The 3,135-nt window shown below is 27.3% G+C and carries 5 protein-coding genes; all 5 read right to left on the reverse strand.

All coding sequences use genetic code 11. The features are described from left to right. Window positions 1–120: 120 nt before the first annotated feature. The 5 genes from BUA77_RS12965 to BUA77_RS14070 all read right to left on the reverse strand — a co-directional run bounded on the left by BUA77_RS12965 (window position 121) and on the right by BUA77_RS14070 (window position 2,819). The gene (locus BUA77_RS12965) at window positions 121–1,293 is read right to left on the reverse strand and encodes an MFS transporter (RefSeq protein WP_072890961.1); all 1,173 of its coding nucleotides are present in this window, start codon (window positions 1,291–1,293) and stop codon (window positions 121–123) included. A gap of 43 nt (window positions 1,294–1,336) precedes the next feature. Beyond that, entirely contained in the window at window positions 1,337–1,873 is a 537-nt protein-coding gene (locus BUA77_RS12970; protein ID WP_072890957.1) for a hypothetical protein, read from the reverse strand. A 36-nt stretch (window positions 1,874–1,909) separates the two neighbouring features. Continuing rightward, window positions 1,910–2,056 (reverse strand): peptidoglycan recognition protein family protein, encoded by a 147-nt coding sequence (locus BUA77_RS14490; RefSeq protein WP_242939132.1) that lies wholly within the window; start codon window positions 2,054–2,056, stop codon window positions 1,910–1,912. A 349-nt stretch (window positions 2,057–2,405) separates the two neighbouring features. Further along, window positions 2,406–2,621, reverse strand: coding sequence for a hypothetical protein (locus BUA77_RS12975; RefSeq protein WP_072890959.1), 216 nt, complete (start codon window positions 2,619–2,621; stop codon window positions 2,406–2,408). 24 nt (window positions 2,622–2,645) lie between these two features. Continuing rightward, window positions 2,646–2,819, reverse strand: coding sequence for a hypothetical protein (locus tag BUA77_RS14070; protein WP_159429003.1), 174 nt, complete (start codon window positions 2,817–2,819; stop codon window positions 2,646–2,648). Window positions 2,820–3,135 lie beyond the last annotated feature (316 nt).

Genomic DNA, 3,135 nt, shown 5'->3' on the forward strand with positions numbered 1-3,135 from the left:
ATATATATTTACAGGTATGAAATTGATTTATTATAAATCATATCAAACATCACTCATTGAAAATCCTTAGCTTGATGGCTATGTGGCCATACCCCCCTTATCTGTTACAAACTCTATCATTTATCCCTCCATATTATTATTCAAATATTTAGAACTAAAAGATTTATATACTATAAATGCTACTGTTAGTAATGAAACTGTAGTAATTACCGTAAATGTTAATAATGTATGCATTCCATTTTTCTCTACTATATATCCTGATAGTGGATACAATGACATTGTCATTGCTGTTGTTATAAAAGATACCATCGATAAAAACGTTGCTCTAATATCATTACTTACATAAGAATTAAATGCTTTCATAGCGATTGGATTTAACAAATCAATAATAATATAGAATAATGTTAATCCAATAAATATAACGATTTTATCCCCACCAATCAAAATAAATAACAAACCTCCACACATCATCATGCATGTAATTGTCACTAAATCTCCAAACCTCAGTTTAGATAAACGATATGAATGAGTTGCAACAATACCACCAATAAAGCTTAATAACATAAACACCATACCATTTTCACTAGAATTAAATCCTAATATAGCTAAGTAATTTGGCATAATACCAAAAATTGTATTAATAATTGCAAATGTAAAGCTAATAAAAAACATCATGAATATCGCCTGATAATTTCTCCTTACTTTATTAAATTCACCAAACATTTTCTTTAATTGTCCGGTTTCTCCTGCAATAACTTCTTTTTCTAAATCTGGTTTTATTTCTTTGACTGATAAAACAATTCCCGCTGAAATCAAAGTAAAGATTGTTTGCATCAAATATGGCATCTTAATATCATATGCATACATTACTCCACCTAGAAATGTCGCCATACCTACTGAAATAGAACTAATCAGTTGACCTCTTCCTATGATTTTTTCATATGACTTTTCTAGATTACACTCTTTTATTTTCTCATAAAACAAAGCTTCGTCCGAACCACTAATAAATGCTCTTGCAAATCCTTCAATCATGTATGCAAATGTTAATATCCAAAAAGGCGACGCACTATTCAAAACAAGACTTGAGCATATTATAATTTGCGTTACTGCAGACATTACTAATCCTGCAATCGTTACAGTTTTCTTTTTAAAATAATCACTTAAAAAACCTGAAGGTACTTCCATAATAAATTGTGAAAGTGAAAAAACTGATTGCAACATAGCATATTGTATTAGATTGAACTTTATGTATTGAGTAACAAACAATATATTAATAATTCTAGTAAATCTCATCTGAATAAAAAATATGTAAGCATAATACTTTATCCTTATCCAATTATTCTTCAATTTCACTCCACCCCTCCCTTAAGGCTATGACTAAATCCATAAAATTATTTACTTCGAATTTTTTAAAGAAGTGTTCAAAATTAATTTGTTCAATGTATTGTACAAACTCTTTATTATAAGTTTCATTTCTTACGTCATCAAAAATATAGATTGCACCATTTTCGCTCCTATGCATTCTGTTCTTGCCTGATTTAGAAGGCATATCAATGTAAATTTTAGGCGTGACCCTACTATCTATATTCATTGCCTGTTTAATTGCTTTGTTTTGACTAAGGCTCTCAACCACATACAACGTATTAATTTCTCTATCTTCAAGAAATTGATTAATAAATTCAGGCTGATATGCTGTAATCACCCTTCTAAAATTTAATAGTAACCAATCCTCTATTTCAAACTTACTTTTGCTTGCTAAAAGATTATAAAGATTCAAAACTTCTTCTTTTCTAATATCATACTTTTTCATTAATTCATCTAGTTTTGAAAATTGCTTGTCCCTACGAATTACTTTTACTGTTTTAATATTCATTATATTTGTTGCTTCAGATGGATAAGATCTTCTAGTTTAAATTTTATTTTTTAGACCTAATACCTGCTGTCTTACTTCCATTAAAGGAAAGTTTAGACCAGGACAGCTTGTACTTTTTAACTCTCTATGACCTTTTATAGTGCTTATATTGTATTTGTTACATAGGTAATTTACTCTATCCATTTTCTTTATGCCATCTATGTATGTCATCTACAGTTGCACTACTATGTGCAGCATGATGAATGATTATTATGGAAGGCTTATTCATTTTTTTGAGACTCTTTCTAAATGCTAAGTTTGTTTCTATAATTTTCACCTCAAATATGATAATTAAAACAGACTAAACATTAGTTTAACGTATAACATACACTTTCATAGTATACCACAAATATATTCCATATATTAACAAATTGTGAATGTTAGCTTATAAATTCAACTCATCTTTTGATAAACATTGTGTAATTGATCCTAGAAGAGATACTGCAAGAAAATATCCTTCTTTCGGTCACTAAATAAAAAAACAAAACTGATTTTAAAAATCAGTTTTGTTTTTTTTGACAAAATAATTTTTAATTTTTTCAAGCATCTTCCAAATAAGAATAGTGATTAAAGCAACAAATATAAATTGTATAAAAATATAGTTCTCATTATCTTTGAATTTTTTGCCCATCAAAAAACTCAAAACAACTACAATACTCATTATAATTCTATAAAAATAATCTTTTCTCAAAATATTAGATAATTTCATAATAGTTGCTCCTTTAAAACATTTTTAATCATTATTTTTACTATAAAAAAAATAATAATTAATCCATAGTAGCGCAAATACAATACATGAACAAGCAAAAAGATACATATAATAATTGCCCCTATTAAAATCAATTCTTTTAACTACATACAACCCAACAAACACAATTATTCCATCAATAAATTTTTTCTTATTCAAAAAATCACCTCTTTAAGGAGTACGACTGCATAGCCATCAGGCTTAGGTATAATTTAATAAAAATCAAAATTTGTTGAAAATAGTAATTTTTTGTTGCTGCCATGGCGTAAATACATAGGCAAAAAACACTAATCATAATGACTTTATGTACTTTTTTTCTATTTCAATATATCTAAAAATACCTAACTAAAAATGAAACTATAAAAATTATAGGTATAAGCCCGTTACCAAAAATCTATAAAACTTTATAAGAAGATTATAAAAGTTTATAGCTTTTGTTTCTTTCCTACTTCACAATGTCCGATTTTGCCTAAGC

Origin of the sequence: Tepidibacter formicigenes DSM 15518, assembly GCF_900142235.1 — a bacterium.
In the GTDB taxonomy this organism is placed as follows: domain Bacteria; phylum Bacillota; class Clostridia; order Peptostreptococcales; family Peptostreptococcaceae; genus Tepidibacter; species Tepidibacter formicigenes.